The organism is Sphingobacterium sp. UBA5639, from assembly GCF_002421245.1.
GTDB classification, from domain to species: domain Bacteria; phylum Bacteroidota; class Bacteroidia; order Sphingobacteriales; family Sphingobacteriaceae; genus Sphingobacterium; species Sphingobacterium multivorum.
This window is the reverse complement of record NZ_DIJR01000002.1, coordinates 284,964-308,158: the sequence shown is the minus strand read 5'-3', so window position 1 is coordinate 308,158 and position 23,195 is coordinate 284,964. Positions and strand designations below refer to the sequence as shown.

Below are 23,195 nucleotides of genomic sequence, written 5' to 3'. Positions count from 1 at the left end.
ATGTAAAAGTAATTTGTCTTAGTTCAACATAAATGAAAACATATTTTAGGCTCTTATCGTTTGCTAAACCCATTGAGAAATTTGCAATCCCCTATGTAATTTGCACGCTGATCACGGTTGTTTTTAGCACGTTGAATTTGGCATTACTTGCTCCTTTACTCCATACACTTTTTAAAACCGGAAAAGAGGCTTGTGAAGCAGCTATTGAAGTCGTGAAACCTGAAGCGTACACAGATATTTTAGCTTGGTTCAATTACTATGCATCGATGGCAAATGAGCAGTTTGGTGCCTATGGCGCATTGCAAAGGGTCTGTATTGCAATTGTGATCTCCGTATTTATCAGTAATCTGTTTCGCTACTTCTGTCAACGCATTATGGAGAATTTCCGTATTCATACTTTGCTCAAATTGCGTAGAGCGGTATTTGACAGTGTAATGGATTTACATGTCGGTTATTTTACAGGACAACGAAAAGGAGATATTGTTTCTAAAGTTGCGTCTGATGTACAGGTCGTGCAGTATTCTGTGACGGGGACTTTACAGGTGGTTTTTAAAGAGCCCTTGCAATTGATCGCTTATATCGTGATGCTTTTTAATATCTCTGCGCAATTGACATTCTTTTCACTCTTGGTCATTCCCGTCTCTGCATTTTTGATTTCTAGAATCGTTAAGAATCTTAAAAGCCAAGCGCATGCGGCACAGGAATCGTATGGAAATATGATTTCCTATTTGGACGAAGCATTGTCTGGAATAAAAATTATCAAAGCTTTCAATGCCGTTTCATTTATTAAGAACAGGTTTCATAATGAGAACGAACGTTACGCCAATATCGGTCGTGCTATGGCTAAAAGACAACAGTTAAGTTCACCTGTGTCCGAATTGCTGGGGGTAATTATGGTGGCTATTATTCTTTTGTATGGCGGCCATTTGGTGCTTTCAGGTGACAAGAATTTAACGGCGCCCGCATTTATTGCCTATATCGCTATTTTTTCACAGGTGATGCGTCCGGCAAAGGCGTTAACAGATTCTTTCAGCGGTATTCATAATGGTCTTGCTGCGGGTGAGCGTGTATTGGAACTTATCGATGAACGGACGGAAGTGAAAGATCGCGCCGACGCGAAGCTTGTGAAAAGCTTTGAGAAGAATATTGTCTTTAATCAGGTGAATTTTTCGTATACCAAAGATAAAGAGATTCTACAGAACATCGATTTGACTATAGAAAAAGGGAAGATTATTGCGTTGGTGGGACCTTCAGGTGGGGGAAAATCAACTTTAGTTGATTTAATTCCGCGTTTTATGGACGTTACTGGGGGGCAAATTTTGTTTGACGGTATTGATTTACGGGATTTAGACCAGGATTCTTTACGGGACATGATCGGTGTCGTCAATCAGGAGTCCATTTTGTTTAATGATACAATCTTCAATAATATTGCATTCGCTAATCTTTCGGCCAGTCAAGAGGAAGTAGAAGCCGCTGCACGGATTGCGAATGCGCATGAGTTTATTGTGAAAACGGAACAGGGTTATCAGACCAACATAGGTGATAGGGGCGGTAAATTATCTGGTGGCCAACGTCAGCGGATCTGTATTGCACGAGCTGTCTTGAAGAATCCACCGATCATGCTTCTTGATGAGGCGACTTCTGCTTTAGATACCGAATCTGAAAAGTTGGTGCAGGACTCCTTATATAAATTAATGGACAATAGAACAACGGTTGTGATTGCCCATCGTTTAAGTACCATTCAGAATGCGGATAAAATTGTGGTTATTGAAGCCGGAAAGATCGTAGAAGCAGGTAGCCATAGTGAGCTGATACAGCAAGAAGGATTATACCGTAAATTAATCGAAATGCAACAATTTACAGATTAGGATCCTTTTCTAAGAGCTATGTCAAATTAGTTGTTGTCACATTTTTTATTATAACTTTTGTTGCCTTTTCGGTACATTTGATTTAAGATAGGAGATACATTTAATGAACGCAATAGATAAATTGAATTTCTTGATTAACGATAAGAATTTAGCTGTCGAATTGAGAGATATAGCGGAGAAAGTTTTGCGAGAGGAGCGTATCACTTTTGAGGACGGCGTACTTTTGTATGAGAAAGGTGAGTTAGGCTACCTTGGTGTGCTTGCTAACTATATTCGCGAGAAACGCCATGGTGATCATACTTTTTTCAATCGTAATTTTCACATCGAGCCGACTAACGTCTGTGTATATGACTGTAAGTTCTGTTCGTATTCCCGCTTAATAAAAGAACGGGCTGAAGGTTGGGAGATGGAAGTCGACGGCATGATGGATATTGTGAAAAAGTACGACAAGGAGGCTGTTACTGAAGTTCATATCACCGGAGGGGTTGTTCCTAAGCAGAACCTCGAATTTTATGCCGATTTTTTTCGCAAATGTAAAGCACATCGTCCCGAGTTGCATATCAAAGGACTTACACCTGTAGAGTATTACTATATTTTCAAGAAAGCAAAATTGAGCCATTACGACGGATTGAAGTATCTGCAATCCTGCGGATTAGATTCTATGCCGGGCGGTGGTGCGGAAATCTTTCATCCAGAAGTCAGAGAGCAGATTGCACATGATAAATGCACAGCCGAACAATGGCTGGATATTCATGAGCAGGCGCATAAGCTGGGCATGCATACCAATGCAACCATGCTGTACGGCCATATAGAGCAGTTTTGGCATCGTGTCGATCATATGGAGCGCTTAAGACAGCTACAGGATAAGACTGGCGGTTTTCAGACCTTTATTCCACTAAAATTTAGAAACAAGGAGAATCAAATGTCCCATATTCCGGAGGTATCCGTTATTGAAGACCTCAGGAATTACGCGATCGCTCGAATTTACATGGATAATTTTGATCATATTAAAGCTTATTGGGCAATGATATCTAGAGATACGGCCCAGTTGTCCTTGGCTTTTGGGGTCGATGATATAGACGGAACACTGGATGATACGACAAAAATATACAGCATGGCAGGAGCAGAAGAGCAAAAACCGGGGATGACCACACAAGAGGTTGTCGAGCTGATAAAAAATGTTGGACGCCATCCGATTGAAAGAGATACCCTCTACAATGTGGTATCCGATTATAATGATGTTGTTTTTGATCAAGTTGATCAAAAGAAAAGCTATTACGCATTACCTGTTGTCAATTCATAACTCATATCGCACGTTGAAAAAGACATTTTATTTTATACGACACGGACAGACTGATCTAAATTTAAGAGGTATTGTGCAGGGGCGGGGTGTTAATTCCCCACTCAATAAAATGGGCATAGCTCAAGCTCAGGCTTTCTTTGATCACTATAGTACGGTGCCTTTTGATAAGATATATACCTCCACTTTATTGCGTACTCATCAAACTGTACAGGGGTTCATTGATTTGGATTTACCTTGGGAACAGCTTGTTGGTTTGGATGAAATAAGCTGGGGAGTTTATGAAGGAAAAGAACAAACACCGGAGTTGCTAGCTGGTTTTGAAAAATTGGTCGCAGCATGGCGCAATGGAGAATTGGATGTCAGTATCGAAAACGGAGAGTCTCCTCATGAATTAATGGCGCGTCAACAAGTCGCCTTGGATCATATGCTCGCTCAGACAGATGAAAAAAACATATTAGTCTGTATGCACGGTCGTGCTTTACGGATTATGCTTTGTCTAATGACTGGTGTCGATGCCCGTTATATGGATGATTTCCCGCATACAAATACTGCTTTATATAAATTGCTGTATGATAATGGTCAATTTGAGATTGTAGACCATTACAATACCGCACACTTAGAAGCATTGATAAATGAATAAAATTAGAGTTTCTGCCGTATCGTATACCAATACTTATCCATTTTTGAATGGAATACGTAAATCGAAAGTGATGGAGCAAATCGACTTGAGCGTCGATTATCCAAGTGCCTGTGCACAGAAAGTAATCGACGATCAAGCTGATATCGGGATTATACCGACAGCTGCCTTATTAAGTCTACCCGAGTACTATATTAATACCGATTTTTGTATCGGCACGGAAGGTGCTGTCGATTCTGTCTTTATTTTTGCCAATAAACCCATTGAAGAGGTAAAAACTTTACGTTTAGATAAGCAATCGCGCACTTCAAATGGTTTAGCACGTGTATTGATAAAAAATTATTGGAAAAAGGATGTGGAATTGATCGCTGATGAATCTATCGAGCCAGATGCCTATGTTTTAATTGGGGATCGTACTTTCGGTAAGAAGAATGCAATACCCTATGTTTATGATTTGGGGGAAGAGTGGTTTAATTTCACCGGACTTCCTTTCGCTTTTGCCTTATGGGTAAGTAACAAAAAACTTCCCGACTCTTTTGTAGAGGAATTCAATGAAGCTTTAGCGTATGGCGTTGAACATGCAACCGATGTGATAGCCGGTCTCCCAGAATTTGAGGACTTTGATTATACCAAATATCTGACAGAGCATCTTAATTTCCATTTGACAGCCAAGAAACGCGAAGCTGTACAATTGTATCTCCGGTATTTAAAAGAATTGGATTAACCCGGGGGTGCTTGGCCTGAACAGGAACGATGACATACCCTGAAAAATTTTAAATCAGAATCGCCAGGTAAGCCTTACACGGTATTGTGAAGGCTTACCTGGCGATTGATTTCCAAAGAAGAAAATACAAGAATTGAAGCCACCGTTTTACACTTGAATTCCAATTAACCAATGTTTTGGACCTTTAAGTACGTCCAATTTTTACTTTACGTCCTTTGATTTTTTGCCCATTTGCCTTGTTGATAATAAAAGGAGCAAGCTTTCTTTTAACGGCGACATAAGCGACCTTATCTTTCACTTCTATTATACCAATGTCGTCTTTTTCAACACCTTCCAAATGCAGGAGAAAACCTACAATGTCAATTTTATTGACTTTGTCTTTTCTTCCAGCACTAACATAAAGTGTGGCGAAAGGTGAATTTTCAGGAAGATCATAGTATTCGGGAAATTCCTCTTCAGGTATTTCCTCCGCTATATAGGGATACGCTTCTTCCGGCTTTAAGATGACATAGACATCACCCTTTGCCTGCATACGCGCAGTACGTCCATTGCGATGAATAAAGCCATCTTCTTTATGCGGTAGCTGATAATGAATAATGGCATCAACTTCGGGGATATCCAGCCCTCTTGCAGCCAAATCGGTCGTGATCAAAACATTGTTGGAATGATTACGGAATTTGAGAAGCGCCAGTTCACGATCTTGCTGTTCAAGTCCGCCATGAAAGGTGTCGTGAATAATATTGCGATTATCCAGTAGTTCGCTGATGTGATCGACGGCATCGCGATGGTTACAGAAGATAATCATTTTTTTCGTCCCAATCTTGCAGATAAGTTTTAGTAGTGCCTCCAATTTCTTTTGAACAGGGGCAACTACTTTTTTAATTGTAATGCGGGGTATATTTTGTGAATTATTCAAAAAATCGACAAGAATAGGCTCCTCTATCTGTGTAAAAGGCGGAATTGCATCCATCATCGTTGCAGAAGTCAATATCCGCGATCTGATGGCCGGTATATGTCGAATAATAAAATCCATTTGTTGCTGAAATCCCAGTTCCAACGATTTATCAAATTCGTCTAGCACGAGGGTATGAATACCGGAAGGATCAAAATTTCCTTCTTCGATATGTTGTTTTATGCGTCCTGGAGTTCCTATAATAATTCCGGGAGCATCCTTGAATTCATTTTTTTCAATACGGGTACTATGACCGCCATAGGCACAGGTGACTTTGTGGCCAGTGGCTACCTTGCGAAGCACTTGCTCTATCTGTAAGGCCAGTTCGCGGGTCGGCACTAAGATCAGTACTTGAACCTCCCGAACGATTTCCTTCAGTTGCTCTAAAATGAGCAATGAAAAGGCCAAGGTTTTGCCAGATCCTGTGGGTGAAAGTAAGATGAAATCATGATCTTTTTGGTACGATTCCACTACTTTTTCTTGCATCTCATTTAAGGATGAGATACCTAATTTATTTAAAATAGCTTCTAGCTGCATTCAGCAAAAATACAAAATACCGCTATTTTGAAAGGAACAAACTCGAATGAAAATTTTTTAGGCATTTTGTAATTAAAAAAACAAGGTAATCAGTCTATAAAAGATGATTACCTTGCCTTGATTTTTATCGGTATACTGAAACACGCGGTATAGTTGCCGAGTTATTAATTTTCCATAAGTATTGTTTTATAGGATATCAATACCTTCTTGTCTTAATGTTTCTTTTTTGTCCTCTTCCCAGATACTGACTTGGACTTCTCCAATATGTTGTTTTTTGAGCATAAACATACAGACACGGGATTGTCCGATTCCACCGCCCATAGATTCCGGCAATTGATCATTGAGAAGCATGCTATGGAAAGTCAGTTTGGATTTTTCAGTGCAATTTCTGATTTCCATCTGATGTGCCAAAGCGGTTTTATCGACGCGAATCCCCATGGAAGAAAGCTCAAAGGCTGAATTTAAGATGGGGTTCCATACGAGAATATCTCCATTCAATCCTTTGTGTCCAGCCTCATTTGCAGTACTCCAATCGTCGTAGTCTGCTGCGCGACCATCGTGTGCAACACCATTGCTGAGTGCCCCGCCGATACCATATAAAAATACTGCACCATATTCTTTTGTGATGGTATTTTCACGTTCTTTTGCAGTTAGATTAGGATATTTTTGCAGAAGTTCTTCTGCTGCAATAAATGTAATGGTTTCTGGAAGAATAGCTTTTATCTGTGGATACTTGCTTTCAACCTGTTGTTCTGTATAGCGTAATGCATCGTAAATTTTTAATACGGTATCTTTCAGTAAGGCCAAAGTACGTTGATCTTTATCGATTACTTTTTCCCAATCCCATTGGTCTACATATATCGAATGAATAGGGGTGTAATCTTCATCAGGACGCAGTGCTTTCATGTCGGTCACGATGCCTTCCCCGGGTAACATTTCAAGTTCTTTTAAACGGACTCTTTTCCATTTTGCCAATGAATGTACGACGACAGCCCTTTTTTCATTCAATGATTTAATCGGAAATGATACCGGGCGCTCAATTCCATTTAAGTCATCATTTAATCCTGTGCCGTCTAAAACCACCAAAGGCGATGAGATCGGAATTAAATTTAATGCTTTCTTTAGTTGTTGGACAAATGTATCTTTAACGAAGCTGATAGCAACTTCGGTATTTAAAAGTTTTCTTCCCTCCATATGAGTTAAATGAAATACCATGTGCGGATTGATACGCATGGTTTTATTTTTTATTCAGTTATTTCCTACAAAAGTATGAAAATATCACTGGTTAATCTGTTTGGTTGTGATTTTTAATATTTATCCATTAAAAAGTTGAAAAAATAAAAAAATTCTAACAAAATGAAGGTAGGTCAATATTTAATTATAAAACTAATAATTTGTTGGTGCAACTAAAAGTGTTTGGTTACTTACTAAAAGAGCCCTGAATATTTCAGGGCTCTTTTATTTATGGTGGATCGACGTGATTGATTAAACGGAGAAACTTTCGCCGCATGCACAGGTCCGGCTCGCATTAGGGTTATGGAATTCAAAACCTTTTCCGTTCAAACCATCGGAATAATCCAGTTCTGTACCTGCTAGGTATAAAAACGATTTTATATCCAAACAGACTTTCACGCCTTTATCTTCGAAAAATTGATCACCTTTTTTTTCTTCGTTATCGAAGTTCAGCTTATAACTCAAGCCCGAACAACCGCCACTTTCCACAGCAACACGCACAAAGTAATTGCTGTCATATTGCTCATCCTTCATGATTTCCTCGATACGAGTTTTTGCTTTGTCAGTAACTGTAATCATAGTAATATCCTTTGTATAGCACAAAGATACATACAATCTTGTTATATTTCGCCTGTTATAAAGTTTTTAGAATGTCATAAATTAATCGATCAGGCCAGCTTTGAAAAGTTGCCAGATGGGGGATTGATCGCGGATTTTGCGAACCGCATCTGTGACCAATTGAGCGCATTGTATAATATCCTCTTGAGTCGTAAATATGCTTAAGCTAAAGCGAATGGCCGACAATGCATCTTCTTTGGAAACATTCATAGCCATTAAAACATGGGACGGTTCTCTGGACCCGGTTACACAGGCTGAGCCCGAGGAAAGGGCCAAAGCAGGGCAGGCAGTCATTATTTCGCTGGCTAGGATGTGTTTAAAACTAATGTAACTGGTGTTGGGTAGGCGGGGTACATTTTTTCCATGAATGATGATTTCAGGAATATCACTTAAAAGTTCTTCCAATAGATCGCGGTTTCGTTCGACCGTATCATAAGATGCTGGATTAATCAGAGACAGGGCTTTTCCAAAGCCGACGATAGCTGGAACGTTGTATGTGCCGCCTCTAAATCCGCTTTCCTGACCACCACCTACAAGCAGCGGAGCAATCTGAATCGGCTTCGATTTTCGACGGATGTATAAGGCACCGATTCCCTTCGGGCCATGAAGTTTATGCGCGCTCAGGCATAAAAGGTCAATCGGGACTTTTTGTAGATCAATGTTGATTTTTCCAATAGCCTGCGTAGCGTCACAGAAAAATAAGATGTCTTTCTCCTTACAAATAGTGGCGATTTGAGTTAGCGATGTGCATACTCCTGTCTCGTTATTGGCCGCCATGATGCAAACGAGTATGGTCTGGGAGCTCATCGCATTTTTTAAATCGTCTATACGAATCATTCCTTGTGCATCGACGGGGAGATAGCTGATCTGCGCTCCTTTTTTCGTCAGTTGTTCACAGCAGCTTAATACAGCTTTGTGTTCTGTTGAAACGGTGATAATATGATTTCCCTTGGATTGATATTTGTCAAATATGCCACAGATTACGGTATTAATACTTTCTGTTGCACCTGAATTGAAAAATAGTTCTTTTGGTGAACAATTCAGTGCTTCAGCTATTTGCGCTTTAGCCAGTTGGACGGCGGCATTGGCTTCACGCCCCATTTGGTGATAGACACTCGATGCATTCGCATAGTTTTGGATGAAGTAGGGCGTCATGGTATTCCATACCTCATCCAAAATTCGCGTTGTTGCGTTGTTGTCCAAATAAATCATATCCTTCATCAGGATAAAGATAAGGATAATGAAGGTTATGCTGAAGCCTTCACATCAACTTCCTTTTTTTTGACATTTGGATCATATCTCAAGCCCGGGGTCAACCAATACATCAGTATGATACGGGAATAACGGTAGTTGAATGGCGACATTAAAACAACGCTCATGATAGCAACGGTTGCATAGAGTATAAAAGAAGAATCATTGCCTGTCAGGATATAGGTTGCCATACAAGCCGTAACCATTTCTGCAATGGAGAACGCATAGGTAACATACATGGCACCATAAAAATAACCTGGCTCACGCTCGTAACGAAGTCCACAGTATTCGCAATGGCTATTCATTTTTTGTACTTTAAGACCATAGGCAGGACCTTGGTACACATGGCCGATCCGGCATCTTGGACATTTCGCTTGCCATGCAGCTTTAAATTCAGATAATTCGTATTTAACCTCTTCCATAGTTATAGTTGTTTTCTGAACTCTTCTGGTGTGAGCCCAGCGGATTTTTTGAAAAATTTAGTAAAGTATGAGTTGTCATTGAATTGCAGCTCATCTGCAATCTCATTGATATTTAAGTTTCGATTGACCAATAGTCGCTTCGCTTCGAGTACAATCCGGTTTCGTATAATTTCACCTGCTGATTGTCCGATGTAGGATTTGCAGATCGCATTCAGATGATTGGGTGTGATAAATAACTGATCTGCGTACACACTGGGCAATTTGGTAGATCTGAATTGCTGTTCAACCAATTGCTGAAAACTATTGAATATTTTGTGATTATATGGCGTACTGTGCTCTTGATGATCTTTTTCTGTAGAAATTGAGATATACAATATAAATTGGAGCAGAAGTGTACGGATATAGTCTTCCGATTGACCTGCCGCTTTTGCGGAAGCAATTTGTTCAAGAATGTGAATAGCCTGCTTGCGAAATTGTTCCGCAATAACAAAAATAAGCTGCTCAATTTTACCCTGTAAGAAGCTGAAGCGTTCCAGGTAATCGGTTCTTAAGAGAAAAGACTGAAAATAGTCAATGGAAAAATTGACAACATAGCCTTCTTCGTCACCTGTAAAGTTCCAGGTATGAACTTGACCTGGTACCATAAAATAGATTTGATAAGGTTCAATGTTGTAATGATTGAAATCAATAATGTGTTCTCCTGAGCCCTTGGTGAATAGCACAAAATGGAAAAAATTATGTTTGTGAGGAAATACCATATCCTGATGCTTGATGATATATTCTTTTAGATCATCAATATGAATCGTTGTTTTGTTATTGAGATCAATGCTACAACTATCAATAATCGGAATGGTATTTTTTCTATTCATATAGCAAAATTACGCTAAATATTCTTTTAACAGTGGTGTTTATTTGGTCTTTTATGGTGTTTTTCAATGATTTTTATATTTTGATACGGTATACGATATGTTGGAACAATCCTTGTGCCTAGAGGTTTAAAATATATTTTACAACATGGAAAGTAATTTAAATAGTTTGGGGAGTAGATTTGGTCGTTTGACCGATATTGTCATTGAGTCTATTCCGGGGATTATAGGTGGAATTATCCTATTGATTCTTGGGAAATATGTGATCAATTTTGTAGATCGCTTATTACATAAACGTTTCGAAAAGAAGAATGTAGATCCCTCTATTCGGGCATTTATCTCCAGTATTGTAAAGATCGTCATGTGGGTGATGTTGCTCCTCACCGTCGCAAGTCAGATTGGAATACAGACAACTTCTTTTATTGCTGCTTTATCCGCCTTTGGGTTGGCCGTTGGTATGGCGCTGCAGGGAAGTCTGAGTAATTTTGCCGGCGGAGTGCTGATTTTGATGTTTAGACCATTTGAGGTAGGGGATTCCATCTCGAGTGCAAATGGTACCGCAGGTACTGTAGAACGGATTGATATCTTGTATTCCACTTTAATAGGCGATGATGGTGTACGTGTTTTTAGCCCAAATGGCCCTTTGGCCAATTCGGTTATTAAAAACTATACGAAAATTGTGCAACGCATGTTTGAATATACCATCAGTATCTCTTATGATAAAAATGTGAAAGAAGCGAAAGATATTATATTAAGAGTTCTCCATTCGAATGAAAATGTGTTGACAACTCCAGAGCCAACTGTTTTTATCAAAGAATTGGGAGACAGTGCCATGGTTTTAACCGTTCGTGCGTGGACGAAAAGAGAGCATTATGTCGCTGCTCGAAACTCAATGCAGGAAAAGATTATGTTGGAGCTGGAAAGGAACGATATTAGTTTATCTTCCAATCCGACACAGATTAGCATTGTTTCGAATTCAAGCGACCTAGGGACTGCAAAAGCTTAGTCCTGATCTGTTCCCAAGGCGTGTAAAAGGACAAAGTACCGGTAGGCAATGATAGCCTGCTGGTACTTTTTTAATTTCAAGGGATCCATCTTACCGTATTTTGGTAAGATGGCTTTATTTAAGCTGTTTAAAATCTGAAAAAATCTTCGTTTCATTGATATACCTCTTTATTGATAATCTGCGGCATTTTTTCGCCTTTAATTGCTGCCAGTAAGTTACTGGCGGCCATCATTGCCATATTATCCCGCGTTTCTTCTGTAGCAGACCCGATGTGTGGCAGTACACAGACATTTTCCATATTTAACAGTGGATTTTTCGGATCCATCGGTTCAGGATTTGTCACATCAAGTCCGGCACCCCATAGTTGGCCAGTCTCTAGAGCTTCTGTTAGATCTATTTCATTGACCAATCCGCCTCTGGCGGTATTAATCAATATAGCGGAGTTTTTCATGCGCGCAAATGTCATTTTGTCAAACCGGTTTTTAGTCTCCGCTGTCAACGCCGCATGGATTGAAAGGACATCGCTCCGCGTGAGCAGATCGTCGAAATTCACATATCGTGCGCCAAGAATTTGCTCTGCTTCCTCATTACGGCTCCGATTGTAATAGATAATATCCATGTTATACGCTGCTTTGGCTTTTCTCGCGAATTCAAAGCCAATTCGTCCCAGTCCATAAATACCCAGTGTTTTGTTGTTGAGCTCGATGCCTAGGTTTGCCGTTGGATCAAAACCTTTCCATTCGCCCTGCAAAATTCTCTTGTGGTTGAAAAATGCCTTCCGCGATACCGATAGCATTAAAAGGAATGCGACATCAGCTGTTGCTCCCGAAAGTATGCCTGGCGTATTGCTTACAGGTATTCCATGCTGTGTTGCGGCAGCGATATCCACATTGTCATAGCCGACACTCATGAGGGATAGGGCTTTAAGGTTTGGGCAGTTTTGGAAAAAATTAGCATCAAACTTTTGCATCCCACCATTCAGCACGTAATCGGCCTGTTGGCTCGCTTCGATAAGCTGCCTTTCGGATAGGGGATCAGCTGAATCGTGTATCGTTAGATCGTGACCGGCAGATTTTAATAAATCTATACCTTTTTGTGGTATTTTTTTAGTGATAAATATCTTCATGCAAATAGCTGTTCTTTAGCTTTCTTGTGATTGATTTTGGTAAACCAATTTGTGTTTTCTTCTAGTCAAAATTAATGATCACTCATCGCTATAACAACAAAAAAAACCATATTGTTGTTTCAATATGGCTCATTATTCTCTATTTTTTGAACTTTATTTTTTACGGAGTATGTAATCTAAAATAGCTTTACCCTTATCATCGGCAGAAATGGCAGAATTGGACAAGATGATAACGCCACTTTTTTTATCGGGCGATAAGGCTAGATAGGAGCTGCTTCCGGCAGTTCCTCCATTGTGCCAATAGACCGTTAGGTCGTCAATCAGGTTCATATGCCATGCGAGTCCCAAGTCGGTGTCTGGAGGCAGAAAAAAAGTAAACAATCTGGTATTTGCCATCGCATTTTCCAAGGGAGTCTGCGGCATTTTGAATTGCGCATTCGCAAATTTAAGCAGATCCTCGAGTGTCGATTTTAATCCGCCAGCGGGACCGAAAGCGTCAAATGACCAAGGAATCACTTCCTGGCCTTCTTTATTATATACTTTAAAAGTATCTTTTCTCTTAGGGTCTAATACTTGAAAGGTATTACTCATTTCAAGTGGTTTACAGATGATGTCTTTTACAAGCTGATCATAACTTTTTTTATAGATACTGCATATAATGTCTCCTAATACAGCGTAACCAAGGTTGCTGTACTCGTATTCTTCACCTGGATTTTTTTTGTTTTTAAAGCTTGCGAGGTAATTATAAAGTGCTTTTTTGTCGTATGTTTTGTAGGGGTCGTTTTCGTTAAATCCTTTGACTTTGTCAAGATTGTCAGGAAGTCTAGGTAAGCCAGAGGTATGATTGGCCAGCATTTGAAACGTTATTTTTGAAAGTTCTTCATTTTTCTTGAGTGTATCAGGAAGAAATAGCGCAATAGGCTGATCTAAGGTTATCGTTCCTTCTTCGACAAGATTTGACAAAAGTATAGCGGTAAAAACTTTACTTAACGAACCAATTTCATAGGTAGAAGTTTTTGTAGGCGCTGTTTGGTTGCCTTTGGCAGTCTCACCATAGAAATAGCTTTTTGTTTGTCCATTCTTTAGAATGCCAATTGCAAGTGATTGCGTATTTTGTTGTTTCAAATAAGCATTTGCAACAGAATCGACAAAAAGGTCGTCATTATCGACTGATTTCTGTGTGGCAGGTACCACAATAGTTTTTTCCACTTGAGGCTTGATTGCCAGAGGAGTGAATTTTAATGTATTGAATTTTAAGGTTGTGTCCGTTGCAAAAAGAACCTCATACGATTGGCTGTCGAAGTCCATCTGATAGGTTGCAAGCCCTTTTTCAAACTCTTTTATGGTTGAGCTTTTTACCCTTCCTAAGGGATAGAGTTCCTGTAGTACTTGCGTGAATTTGGCTAAGCTAAATTGTTGTTTGAAGGTGTCACTGGCCAAATTATAGGCGGAGTCTGTCATCTGGGAATTGATAAAAAATTCCAGCTTATTGTAAACTCCTTTATTGATCTGTTCTGCAGGATTCGTTTGGGCAAAGGAGTAAGATGTGATGCCCAGCAATACTATTGTAATAAAATGTTTCATAACGATTGATGGGCACAAATCTACGGAATGTTTAAATTCCAATCAATTGTTTTAATCGGGCATAGCCTGATTTACTGATATTGAGCTTTTCGCCTGATGTCAGTGCAGCAATATACGAATCCTTTTCATAAGGTTCCAATTTGGCCAACTGATCCACTTTAATGATAAAAGATCGGTGTATACGGACAAATTGATTCGGATCCAAAGATTTTTCAAAAAATGCCATTGTTTTATTTTTCAGGTACATGCCATCTTTGGTATGAATTTTAACATAGTCGTCATAAGACTCCAGGTATTTGACGGTATCAATCGGAATAATCTTGATCTGGGTGCCTGTTTTGACAACAATACGGTCGATTTTTGTTTCGTCCTGCGCTGTAAGCACTTCGTAGTTGGGTTGAACTTTTTTCTCAGGTGCGGAGTAGCTTGCTCTGAATTTTTCTAAAGCTTTTTTGAAACGTGTTGGTGATACTGGTTTTAATAGGTAATCCAAGGCGTTCTTTTCGAAAGCTTTCAAGGCGTATTCGTCAAAAGCGGTCGTAAAGATGACCGCCGGAGGGTCGTCAACGAGTTCAAGCATTTCAAATCCGGTCAATTTGGGCATTTGTACGTCCAGAAAAATTAAATCCGGTTCGTGCGTATGGATAGCCTTAACAGCTTCAAAGCCATCACCACATTCCGCCACAATGGATATATCGGCTTCATTTTTTAGGTAACCCGCAATAATGGAGCGTGCAAGGGGTTCATCATCGATAATTACGACTTTAATCATATTGAGGTATTTTTAGGGTGCTAATAAATATGTTGTCCTGAATTTGAGTTTCCAGTAGATCATTTCTTCCATAAAGGAGATATAATCTGCGTTGAATACTCGATAGTCCAAATCCAGTGCCTTTTTTTGGTTTTGACTGTTCTTCGGTATCGAATGGGTTGGTAATCTGGATCAGCAGTTGGCCATCATTCGAATGGCATTTTATTTTAATTTCTACTTGATCCGTTACATTATATAACCCGTGTTTAATCGCATTCTCCACCAGTGGCTGAATAATCATGGCAGGCAATCTATTGTTAAAAATTTCTTCTGAAGAAGAGATGGATGTATTGAGTCGATGACCGAAGCGTACTTTTTCAATATCGAGATAAAGTTGAAGGTGATCGAGTTCTTCTTCAAGTGTGATAATTTGATTATTTTCTTTTCTTAGTGTTCCTCTTAAAAAGTCCGATAGCTGGAACGTCATGTTTCGGGCTTCATCCGGATTGGCGCCAATAAGTGCTATAATGGAGTTGAGGCTATTGAAGAGGAAATGAGGCTGTAATTGTTGTCTTAGATTATACAGTTCGGCTTCCCGAAGTAAATTTTCGGATTCCTGCTTCCGTTTGATATTGTTGATATTGTCTTCCTGAATATTCCAGACAATGTTGATAATGGCAACAGAAGTCAAAATGAGGAAGTTAACGATGCCCCGATAAGGTAATGTTAAGTCCAGCAATGGGGTAAAGGTCGATTGGATAAAGTAACTCATCAAGAATCGGCTTAATGCGATGCTTATTGCGCCCATGATTAAACCGATGATGAGTACTTTCCAAATCTCCCGGGGTTGTGGGGTGTAGAAATTGAGTGCTGATGACATGCCATAGCAGCAAAACATCATCACCATACTGTTTATAAATGAATCCTTGAATGCAAGTTGCTGATCAAATCCAGAACGAAGCATCAATAGGTATTGTAATGCAAGATATCCGATAAATACGGATACACAGATAATGCCAATTAGTCGACTTTTAACACTGAGGAACAGCTTGCTTTTCATCTATTAAGCATTTTTTATGGTTAAATTACCTAAAATACAGGTGCCTGTTATATAGATTTTTTTATCTGTATCGGGGTTATAAATCGTTTGGAACCGACGGTCATCGACAGAGCCTAAGACCGAGGCGACGTTACTAAATACTGTCCAATGTGGGGGGATAATTATACGTGCGCTGCCAAACAATTGGAACGTATCGATCACAATTGGCTGCTGAATATCTGCTTTCGTTAAATCTAGCTCTACGCTTCCAAATACATTGGTCAAATTGCCCCCTCTAAAGTTTTTGGAATAAATGACTTTCTTTTGACCCGCAAAGATGCTGTTCAGATTGAGGTTGTCCTCAAATGACTGGTGAAAGGAACCTTTCTCTTTGTCGCCAAAAGCCTGCTGATTAGGCGAGGCTTGTTGGCTTGAACCGTATTGTTCATTAAATGGTCTTGATTCCTGATCCGTAATGTTGCTCTCAGTTGCGCCCTCTACAGGTACACTGACTCGCTTATCCCAGTCGTAAGAGCCTTGTGGCGGATTAGGGTAAGTTGGGGGAACCATCGGCGGTTTCCTTTTGCTCATGATAAAGTAGATCCCGAGCGAAATGATGATGATAGGGACCGTTACAGAACCAAAGTCTGTACGCATCATTCTTGAAATAAGGCTCGCTCCGCCTATGATCAATAGGATAATTGCCGATTTTTTCTGAAATTGGGAATTTATGCCAATGACCAATCCAATAATGATTAATATCGTTTGCCAGCCAAATAACCAATCCGGAAACCAGCTTCCTAAATTGAGGTTATTCAATAATAAGAATATACCTACGATGATCACAATTGCTCCTACAATATTGCGGCTATTATTGCTGTTTGGTATGATGGGTTCTTTTTCCATAATGTTTTTACTATTTATGACTCAAAGATAGAGGCACAAATATATTCTACATATTTGCTTTAGGTAATACAACTTATATTTTCGGTAAATGTAATGATTTCGTCGGTAAAAAATCTTGTTGTTTAATTTTTATCTAGCCTATGTTAGGAAGGGGAACTGCCATTTTTATGCGTAATTGTCTTTTTTTTTAATATTATTTGGTGTATTAAAATGAATTATTATATATTTATCAAAGATTAAGATTACTTTAAACTTAAATAACAACCAATGGGAGATTTTGAAAACAAAGAACGTGAAGAAGTTTTTTCAAAAAAGGTGAGAGCAGGTAAGCGTACTTATTTTTTTGATGTAAAAGCAACTCGATCGAACGATTACTACATTACTATCACAGAAAGCAAGAAACGCTTTGAGGATGGCCAGTTTATTAAGCATAAGATTTTCTTATATAAAGAAGATTTTGAAAAGTTCGCTGAGGGTTTGACAGATGTAGTTAATTACATCAAGTCTAATCAGGAAGTAATCGAGAAACGTTATGAGCCTAACTTTGATGATGCATACGCTGAAGAAGCGGGTGTTCGGTCAAAAGATGATTTTTCGTTCTAGTATTGTAGAGCGAAATCTGAATGAAAGAAAGAAATAAAAGCCACTGAAGTGGCTTTTTTTGTTGTTTTCTATATCCGATGTTGCACTTGGCGACCAAAGTGATGTTTACAATGGTATATTTCGCAGGAAATCATTTAGCACGGCATTGAATTTTTCGGGTTCCTCGAGATTCGGCAAGTGCCCGGATTCTTCAAACTCCATATAGCGGACGTCGGGTATATTTTCGATAAGGATATTTGTTTGTTCTTCGCTCATCATCTTGTCGTGTTTCCCTTTTATAATCAGTGTTGGGATAATAATGGTCTTCAACGAATGGGTTGTATCTGTTCGTGAAGCAAGAGCAAGTTGTGTCGCACAAATGCTGGCGACTTCATTTCTGCGAATACAGCTTTTGATGAGTTCAACAGCTTCGGGGTTTTCACGGATTGTTTTATCGTGAAATACATTCGCGATAAAGCCAATGGCAAACGGTCTTCTGCCATATTTTAATAGCGCCTGAATGGAATCAAAACGCTTTTGTTTGCTTTTGTTGTCGTCGGAAAGGGAATTCGTGTCACAGAGGATAAGTCCTTTGAGTTGTTGGCCGATCAGTTCATAGGTCCTGAGTGCAATGTAGCCGCCCATAGAAATTCCACAAAGGACGACATGATTGAGGTCGAGTTTACGAATAAATTCCACTAGATCTTTGGCAAAAACATCGACGGAGAAAAAACCATGTCCATTGGTGCTTAGTCCATGTCCGCGAACATCAATGGCGATGCCTGTATAATCTTCGTCGAGTTGCAGGAGCTGCTGTTTCCACGTGTTTTTGTTGAAGGGAAAACCATGGATGAAAATGACTGTTTTTGGAGCGGGGTATAATTTGCTGGGGCGAATATAATAGGAGATACTGATATCTCCGATGCGAATTTTACTGAGTTTTAATTCTCTTTTGCTCATGAATGCTAACATTTGTCAGTGTCTGAAAAAAAAAGTTGATATTTTAAATATAATATTATCAACGAGATAAAAGAAATGTTGTTGTATAAAGTTTAAAAAAGAGAAAAAATGTTTGTTAAATCGATAAATATAACGATATTTGCATCACCAAAACGGAAAAGGATAACAGATTTGTTTTGGTTGCCTAGCGCTCCTAGCTCAATTGGATAGAGCATCTGACTACGAATCAGAAGGTTAGGGGTTCGACTCCCTTGGTGCGCACGAATACAGGTTCTGTATCTTAAAAAGGCATTCCTAGCTCAATTGGATAGAGCATCTGACTACGAATCAGAAGGTTAGGGGTTCGACTCCCTTGGAGTGCACAAAGAAAAGCCAGTCAATTTGATTGGCTTTTTTGTTTTTATTAACGTTGTTGCAAAGCTGTCGATGGTAAAGGGAACTTCTTTTTGAAAAAAAATTTGTAAAAAAACGAATTCTGACTATATTTGCGTCACCAAAACACATGGGACAGAGTTCTAAACGTAATGGTTTATTGCGCTCCTAGCTCAATTGGATAGAGCATCTGACTACGGATCAGAAGGTTAGGGGTTCGACTCCCTTGGAGCGCACAACTGAAAAGCCTAGTCATCATCTGTGATTAGGCTTTTATTTTTTAACTCGTTTTAATTTCTTAAATAAAACTATGCTAAACCTTGTAATATTTGGCCCTCCGGGTGCAGGTAAGGGAACCCAATCTGCAAAGCTTATTGAAAAATATCAATTGGTTCATGTTTCAACTGGTGATATTTTTAGAGCACACATTAAAGGTCAAACGCCACTTGGTCAACAAGTGAGCCAGATTATTGCTGAGGGAAATTTAGTGCCAGATTCGATTACGATAGCAATGCTGGAAGAGGAAGTAAAGAAAAATCCGGATGCAAAAGGATTTATTTTTGATGGATTTCCTCGTACTGTTGCTCAAGCTGAAGCATTGGATGCTTTTTTAGAAGGTATCAATACATCAATCTCGGTCGTAATCGCACTGGATGTGAATGAGGATGAATTGAAAGCACGCATCGCTAAACGTAAGGAAATTTCTGGTCGTGCGGATGATGATGCGGATAAATTGGTGAAGCGTATCGATGAATATTTCACAAAGACGATTCATGTGTTGCCGTATTACGAGGCACAAGGCAAGCTTTCTAAAGTGAATGGTATCGGCGATATCGATTCTATCTTTAAAAGTTTGACTGATATCATCGATAATTATTAATTAAGATAAGTATTTTCTAGACTGTAATAAATTGTAATGGCGCAAGGTTCGAATTTTGTTGATTATGTGAAAGTGTGTTGTCGTTCTGGACATGGTGGGGCAGGTTCGGCTCATTTGCACCGTGACAAGCACACCGCTACTGGTGGACCCGATGGTGGTGACGGCGGTCGTGGCGGACATATTATACTGAAAGGAACGACTAATCTCTGGACGTTACTCCATTTAAAATATCGTAAACATATCATCGCGTCAAACGGTGAGTCTGGCGGTAGTTCTTTGCGTACCGGGGCAACCGGACGTGATGAGATCTTGGAAGTGCCACTGGGTACGATTGCAAAGGATGCGGAGACGGGAGAGGTATTGTTCGATATCACAGAAGACGGTGAAACCAGAATATTGGTTCCGGGTGGAAAAGGCGGGCTGGGCAATTGGCATTTTAAGTCGCCGACACAACAGACACCACGGTTTTCGCAACCTGGTCTTCCGGGGAAAGAGCAGTGGATGATTCTCGAATTGAAGGTTCTTGCTGATGTTGGATTGGTGGGATTCCCGAATGCAGGTAAATCAACGTTGTTGTCCGTGGTCTCTGCTGCGAAACCAGAAATCGCGAATTACCCCTTTACAACACTGGTGCCTAATTTGGGTATGGTAAGCTACCGGGATAACCGTTCTTTTGTTATGGCCGATATTCCGGGTATTATCGAAGGGGCTTCGGAAGGAAAGGGATTAGGGTATCGTTTCTTGCGGCATATCGAACGAAATTCTGTTTTGTTGTTTATGGTGCCGGCCGATACAGACCGGACAATCCGGGAGGAGTACGCCATTCTATTGAATGAACTGACTGCATATAATCCCGAGTTGGCAGATAAACCTAAATTGCTGGCTATTACCAAGTCTGATATGCTCGATGAGGAGCTGGAGAAGGAAATGGAGCTGGAGCTGCCGGAAAATGTACCCTATATTTTCATTTCGTCGGTGACCGGTAAAAATATATTGCCATTGAAAGATATGATCTGGAAAGCAATCAACTCTTAAGTTTAAATACATAAACAGAAAAGGCGCCTTTTCTGTTTATGTTAACTACGAATTTCTATCCTTAAACTTTCATTGCCCCCAGTTTTAGTGGTAACGGCAACTGGCTGATTTAAGAAACGCATTACAACTGACTCATTCAGCCACCAACTTATCCCTAATCCCAATTTTCAATTAGTTTTTAGTCAGTATTTATTCACTGTTTATTCAGTCTTCACTGAGCAAGCACTGAACAAGCACTGAACGAACACCGAACAAGCACTGTTAAAAAGACGAATTTGATTCCTCCGTATTTCTAATTTTCTGCAACTAAAAATTAAAAGAAAAAAGGAAGAAGCTGCGATTACGAAGCAAAAAGATCGCTGTTCTGTAATAATAGGTCATTTTAACGGGAAGATGAACTAGCGCACAGCATTGTGCTCCAAAAAATGTATGTTTTTTAAGTTTTTTTATTAATTTCAACCTATTATTTAATCCCTGATGGACGACTGTTTTTCAGTTCCATCGCCAAACTAAATCTAAATGAAAACAGAAGACGAAAAGTATTGTGTAGAGTGCGGTAAGTTAATCAATATCAAGGCGGAGGTGTGCCCATTTTGTGGTGTGAGACAGCCTATTTTTTATGCTAACCAACCTTTTCAACAGCAAAACAACACCTTTCAGGATGACAGGTGGTTACCAGCACTGTTATTTTGTTTTTTTCTCGGCCCTTTTGGAGCGCATCGATTCTACTTGGGGCAAATTGGTACTGCTGTTATTCAGCTGCTTACCTTGGGGGGATGTGGTATCTGGTATCTAATCGATTTGATTATGATTATTGTCGGAAAATATAAAGATGCCAACGGTAATTATATCAAGAGTCCAATTAACAATAATTAATGATTTCGCTCGTCCTGAAATACCATAAATGTCATTGGATATATTCGTTGGTGCTAGGGTATTTCGGGATTGCCATTGGCTCTTATCTTTTTACAGATATCCATATCCTTATTCCCTGTCTTTGGAAGAGTATCAGTGGTTCTGATTGTCCCGGTTGTGGGTTAACAAGAGCCTTTATCGCCTTGCTGCGGATGGAATGGCAAGAAGCTTGGTTAGAAAACCCGCTGATTTATATGCTTGTCCCATTATTGACTGTGCTGATTTTGAGGGACTTTATTCGGTTTCGGGAAGTCCAATCAATGGAAGGATAAAAAAATAAAAAATGTTTTCACTTTATAAGTGATATGTCGTAACTTTGTCTCCCGTGAAAATTAAAGTAGAGTCTTTACTGGTAGGTGCCTTAGGAAACGGTTTGTCAATCGTAATGATGCATTGTTAATTGATATTTAGCCCATTTGAGGGCTTTTTTTATATCCAGTCAAGAAGGCTTTAAAATTCATAAAAGTAAGGATACACATTTTTATAATATTACATCGATAATGACCAACTACAGCAAATTGCCTGCAATTTTAGTTTTAGAAGATGGTACAGTTTATCACGGTAAAGCCGCTGGTAAAATTGGTACGACTACTGGGGAGATCTGTTTTAATACAGGAACAACCGGTTATCAAGAGATTTTTACAGATCCATCTTATTTTGGACAAATCATGGTAACGACCAATGCGCATATTGGTAACTATGGTATTGATGCGGATGATACCGAATCAAATCAAATTCAGATTGCTGGATTAGTTTGTAAAAACTATAACATCAACTACAGCCGCAAAATGGCTGATGAATCGATCCAAAGCTACTTTGAGGAAGGAAATTTAGTTGGTATTTCTGATGTGGATACCCGTTCATTAGTGCGCCATATTCGTGATAAGGGGGCGATGAATGCGATTATTTCTTCAGAAACATTGGATGTTGAAGAATTAAAACGTCAATTGGCGGAGGTTCCTTCAATGGATGGTCTGGAATTGTCTTCGAAAGTAACGACAGCTGAGCCTTATTTCTTCGGTAATGAAAATGCTTCGTTGCGTGTTGCAGTTTTGGATTTGGGAATCAAGAAAAATATCTTGCGCAATTTTGAGGCTCGTGATGTATATACAAAGGTTTTTCCTGCGAAGACAACATTTGAAGAAATGGAGCAGTGGAATCCGGATGGTTATTTCATTTCCAATGGTCCTGGCGATCCAGCACCGATGGATTATGCTATCGAGACTGTAAAAGCTATTTTAAACGCAAATAAACCGATGTTTGGTATTTGCTTAGGTCACCAGATTTTAGCATTGGCAAATGGCATCCGCACAAGCAAGTTGCATAATGGACACCGTGGTATCAACCACCCCGTGAAGAACATTATCGCCAACCGTTGTGAAATTACGTCGCAGAACCACGGTTTTGGAGTTGTGGCTGAAGATATCCAAAATTCTGAGAACGTCGAAATTACACACGTCAATTTGAACGATCAGTCTATTGAAGGTATCCGTATCAAAGGACAGAAAGCATTTTCGGTGCAATATCATCCAGAATCATCACCGGGTCCACATGACTCGCGCTACTTGTTTGATGATTTTGTAGCAATGATCAAAAACTAAATTGCACAATATTCTATAAAAAACCCT

Annotated in this window: 24 protein-coding genes and 3 tRNA genes; 14 read left to right on the top strand and 13 right to left on the bottom strand. The window is 39.5% G+C overall.

Translation table 11 applies throughout. The features are described 5' to 3' along the window. Positions 1-32: 32 nt before the first annotated feature. From B4Z90_RS02225 to B4Z90_RS02210, 4 genes are all read left to right on the top strand, one after another. Complete coding sequence (locus tag B4Z90_RS02225) at positions 33-1,868, top strand: ABC transporter ATP-binding protein (RefSeq protein ID WP_204991043.1); 1,836 nt, start codon at positions 33-35, stop codon at positions 1,866-1,868. A 103-nt stretch (positions 1,869-1,971) separates the two neighbouring features. After that, a complete protein-coding gene (gene mqnE, locus B4Z90_RS02220) occupies positions 1,972-3,171 on the top strand; it encodes an aminofutalosine synthase MqnE (protein WP_204991044.1) in 1,200 nt (399 codons plus the stop codon). A 13-nt stretch (positions 3,172-3,184) separates the two neighbouring features. Beyond that, on the top strand, positions 3,185-3,811 hold the full coding sequence (locus B4Z90_RS02215; RefSeq protein WP_159333055.1) for a histidine phosphatase family protein: 627 nt from the start codon (positions 3,185-3,187) through the stop codon (positions 3,809-3,811). Continuing rightward, complete coding sequence (locus tag B4Z90_RS02210) at positions 3,804-4,532, top strand: menaquinone biosynthetic enzyme MqnA/MqnD family protein (RefSeq protein WP_112376106.1); 729 nt, start codon at positions 3,804-3,806, stop codon at positions 4,530-4,532. The genes B4Z90_RS02215 and B4Z90_RS02210 overlap by 8 nt, the downstream gene beginning before the upstream one ends. Before the next feature lie 184 nt (positions 4,533-4,716). On the opposite strand, the gene B4Z90_RS02205 is transcribed toward B4Z90_RS02210, so the two are convergent. The 6 genes from B4Z90_RS02205 to B4Z90_RS02180 all read right to left on the bottom strand — a co-directional run bounded on the left by B4Z90_RS02205 (position 4,717) and on the right by B4Z90_RS02180 (position 10,414). After that, the gene (locus B4Z90_RS02205) at positions 4,717-5,970 is read right to left on the bottom strand and encodes a DEAD/DEAH box helicase (protein ID WP_236560235.1); all 1,254 of its coding nucleotides are present in this window, start codon (positions 5,968-5,970) and stop codon (positions 4,717-4,719) included. Positions 5,971-6,207: 237 nt separating this feature from the next. Next, positions 6,208-7,254 (bottom strand): aspartate--ammonia ligase, encoded by a 1,047-nt coding sequence (gene asnA / locus B4Z90_RS02200; protein WP_236560234.1) that lies wholly within the window; start codon positions 7,252-7,254, stop codon positions 6,208-6,210. Between the two features lie 252 nt (positions 7,255-7,506). Next, positions 7,507-7,833, bottom strand: a complete 327-nt coding sequence (locus B4Z90_RS02195; protein WP_046675441.1) for a HesB/IscA family protein — start codon at positions 7,831-7,833, stop codon at positions 7,507-7,509. Between the two features lie 81 nt (positions 7,834-7,914). Continuing rightward, positions 7,915-9,093: a cysteine desulfurase family protein gene (locus tag B4Z90_RS02190; RefSeq protein ID WP_239468837.1), complete on the bottom strand. Its 1,179-nt coding sequence runs from the start codon at positions 9,091-9,093 to the stop codon at positions 7,915-7,917. Between the two features lie 26 nt (positions 9,094-9,119). Beyond that, positions 9,120-9,545 carry a DUF983 domain-containing protein gene (locus B4Z90_RS02185; protein ID WP_046675442.1) on the bottom strand — a complete coding sequence of 142 codons (426 nt, stop codon included), beginning with the start codon at positions 9,543-9,545 and terminating at the stop codon, positions 9,120-9,122. Positions 9,546-9,547: 2 nt separating this feature from the next. Beyond that, positions 9,548-10,414: an AraC family transcriptional regulator gene (locus tag B4Z90_RS02180; protein ID WP_070567827.1), complete on the bottom strand. Its 867-nt coding sequence runs from the start codon at positions 10,412-10,414 to the stop codon at positions 9,548-9,550. A gap of 145 nt (positions 10,415-10,559) precedes the next feature. On the opposite strand from B4Z90_RS02180, the gene B4Z90_RS02175 reads away from it, so the two are divergent. Further along, positions 10,560-11,417: a mechanosensitive ion channel family protein gene (locus B4Z90_RS02175; RefSeq protein ID WP_239468838.1), complete on the top strand. Its 858-nt coding sequence runs from the start codon at positions 10,560-10,562 to the stop codon at positions 11,415-11,417. Here the strand turns inward: B4Z90_RS02175 and B4Z90_RS02170 are convergent. The 6 genes from B4Z90_RS02170 to B4Z90_RS02145 all read right to left on the bottom strand — a co-directional run bounded on the left by B4Z90_RS02170 (position 11,414) and on the right by B4Z90_RS02145 (position 16,823). Then, positions 11,414-11,572: a hypothetical protein gene (locus tag B4Z90_RS02170; RefSeq protein ID WP_172462497.1), complete on the bottom strand. Its 159-nt coding sequence runs from the start codon at positions 11,570-11,572 to the stop codon at positions 11,414-11,416. The genes B4Z90_RS02175 and B4Z90_RS02170 overlap by 4 nt on opposite strands. After that, entirely contained in the window at positions 11,569-12,543 is a 975-nt protein-coding gene (locus B4Z90_RS02165) for a 2-hydroxyacid dehydrogenase (RefSeq protein ID WP_112376107.1), read from the bottom strand. Before B4Z90_RS02165 ends, B4Z90_RS02170 begins: the two co-directional genes overlap by 4 nt. 153 nt (positions 12,544-12,696) lie before the next feature. After that, the gene (locus B4Z90_RS02160) at positions 12,697-14,127 is read right to left on the bottom strand and encodes a serine hydrolase domain-containing protein (RefSeq protein WP_204991045.1); all 1,431 of its coding nucleotides are present in this window, start codon (positions 14,125-14,127) and stop codon (positions 12,697-12,699) included. A gap of 31 nt (positions 14,128-14,158) precedes the next feature. Further along, on the bottom strand, positions 14,159-14,899 hold the full coding sequence (locus B4Z90_RS02155) for a LytR/AlgR family response regulator transcription factor (RefSeq protein ID WP_070567819.1): 741 nt from the start codon (positions 14,897-14,899) through the stop codon (positions 14,159-14,161). Next, complete coding sequence (locus tag B4Z90_RS02150; protein WP_070567817.1) at positions 14,892-15,938, bottom strand: sensor histidine kinase; 1,047 nt, start codon at positions 15,936-15,938, stop codon at positions 14,892-14,894. The genes B4Z90_RS02155 and B4Z90_RS02150 overlap by 8 nt, the downstream gene beginning before the upstream one ends. A gap of 3 nt (positions 15,939-15,941) precedes the next feature. Further along, on the bottom strand, positions 15,942-16,823 hold the full coding sequence (locus B4Z90_RS02145) for a LiaF transmembrane domain-containing protein (RefSeq protein WP_083296035.1): 882 nt from the start codon (positions 16,821-16,823) through the stop codon (positions 15,942-15,944). 267 nt (positions 16,824-17,090) lie between these two features. On the opposite strand from B4Z90_RS02145, the gene B4Z90_RS02140 reads away from it, so the two are divergent. Next, positions 17,091-17,426: a DUF3276 family protein gene (locus B4Z90_RS02140; protein WP_070567815.1), complete on the top strand. Its 336-nt coding sequence runs from the start codon at positions 17,091-17,093 to the stop codon at positions 17,424-17,426. A gap of 105 nt (positions 17,427-17,531) precedes the next feature. Here B4Z90_RS02140 and B4Z90_RS02135 read toward each other — a convergent pair whose 3' ends face one another. Further along, positions 17,532-18,365, bottom strand: coding sequence for an alpha/beta fold hydrolase (locus tag B4Z90_RS02135; RefSeq protein WP_070567813.1), 834 nt, complete (start codon positions 18,363-18,365; stop codon positions 17,532-17,534). Between the two features lie 187 nt (positions 18,366-18,552). On the opposite strand from B4Z90_RS02135, the gene B4Z90_RS02130 reads away from it, so the two are divergent. From B4Z90_RS02130 to carA, 8 genes are all read left to right on the top strand, one after another. After that, a tRNA-Arg gene (locus B4Z90_RS02130) sits at positions 18,553-18,626 on the top strand. 27 nt (positions 18,627-18,653) lie between these two features. Beyond that, a tRNA-Arg gene (locus B4Z90_RS02125) sits at positions 18,654-18,727 on the top strand. A 172-nt stretch (positions 18,728-18,899) separates the two neighbouring features. After that, positions 18,900-18,973: transfer RNA gene (locus B4Z90_RS02120), tRNA-Arg, on the top strand. Between the two features lie 74 nt (positions 18,974-19,047). Beyond that, positions 19,048-19,617 (top strand): adenylate kinase, encoded by a 570-nt coding sequence (locus B4Z90_RS02115; protein ID WP_046675448.1) that lies wholly within the window; start codon positions 19,048-19,050, stop codon positions 19,615-19,617. A gap of 36 nt (positions 19,618-19,653) precedes the next feature. Continuing rightward, positions 19,654-20,652: a GTPase ObgE gene (obgE, locus tag B4Z90_RS02110; protein ID WP_204991046.1), complete on the top strand. Its 999-nt coding sequence runs from the start codon at positions 19,654-19,656 to the stop codon at positions 20,650-20,652. Positions 20,653-21,171: 519 nt separating this feature from the next. After that, on the top strand, positions 21,172-21,528 hold the full coding sequence (locus B4Z90_RS02105; RefSeq protein ID WP_046675450.1) for a TM2 domain-containing protein: 357 nt from the start codon (positions 21,172-21,174) through the stop codon (positions 21,526-21,528). Next, complete coding sequence (locus B4Z90_RS02100) at positions 21,528-21,839, top strand: DUF2752 domain-containing protein (RefSeq protein WP_112376110.1); 312 nt, start codon at positions 21,528-21,530, stop codon at positions 21,837-21,839. The genes B4Z90_RS02105 and B4Z90_RS02100 overlap by 1 nt, the downstream gene beginning before the upstream one ends. Before the next feature lie 228 nt (positions 21,840-22,067). Continuing rightward, the gene (gene carA / locus B4Z90_RS02095; protein ID WP_112376111.1) at positions 22,068-23,168 is read left to right on the top strand and encodes a glutamine-hydrolyzing carbamoyl-phosphate synthase small subunit; all 1,101 of its coding nucleotides are present in this window, start codon (positions 22,068-22,070) and stop codon (positions 23,166-23,168) included. Positions 23,169-23,195: the final 27 nt, after the last annotated feature.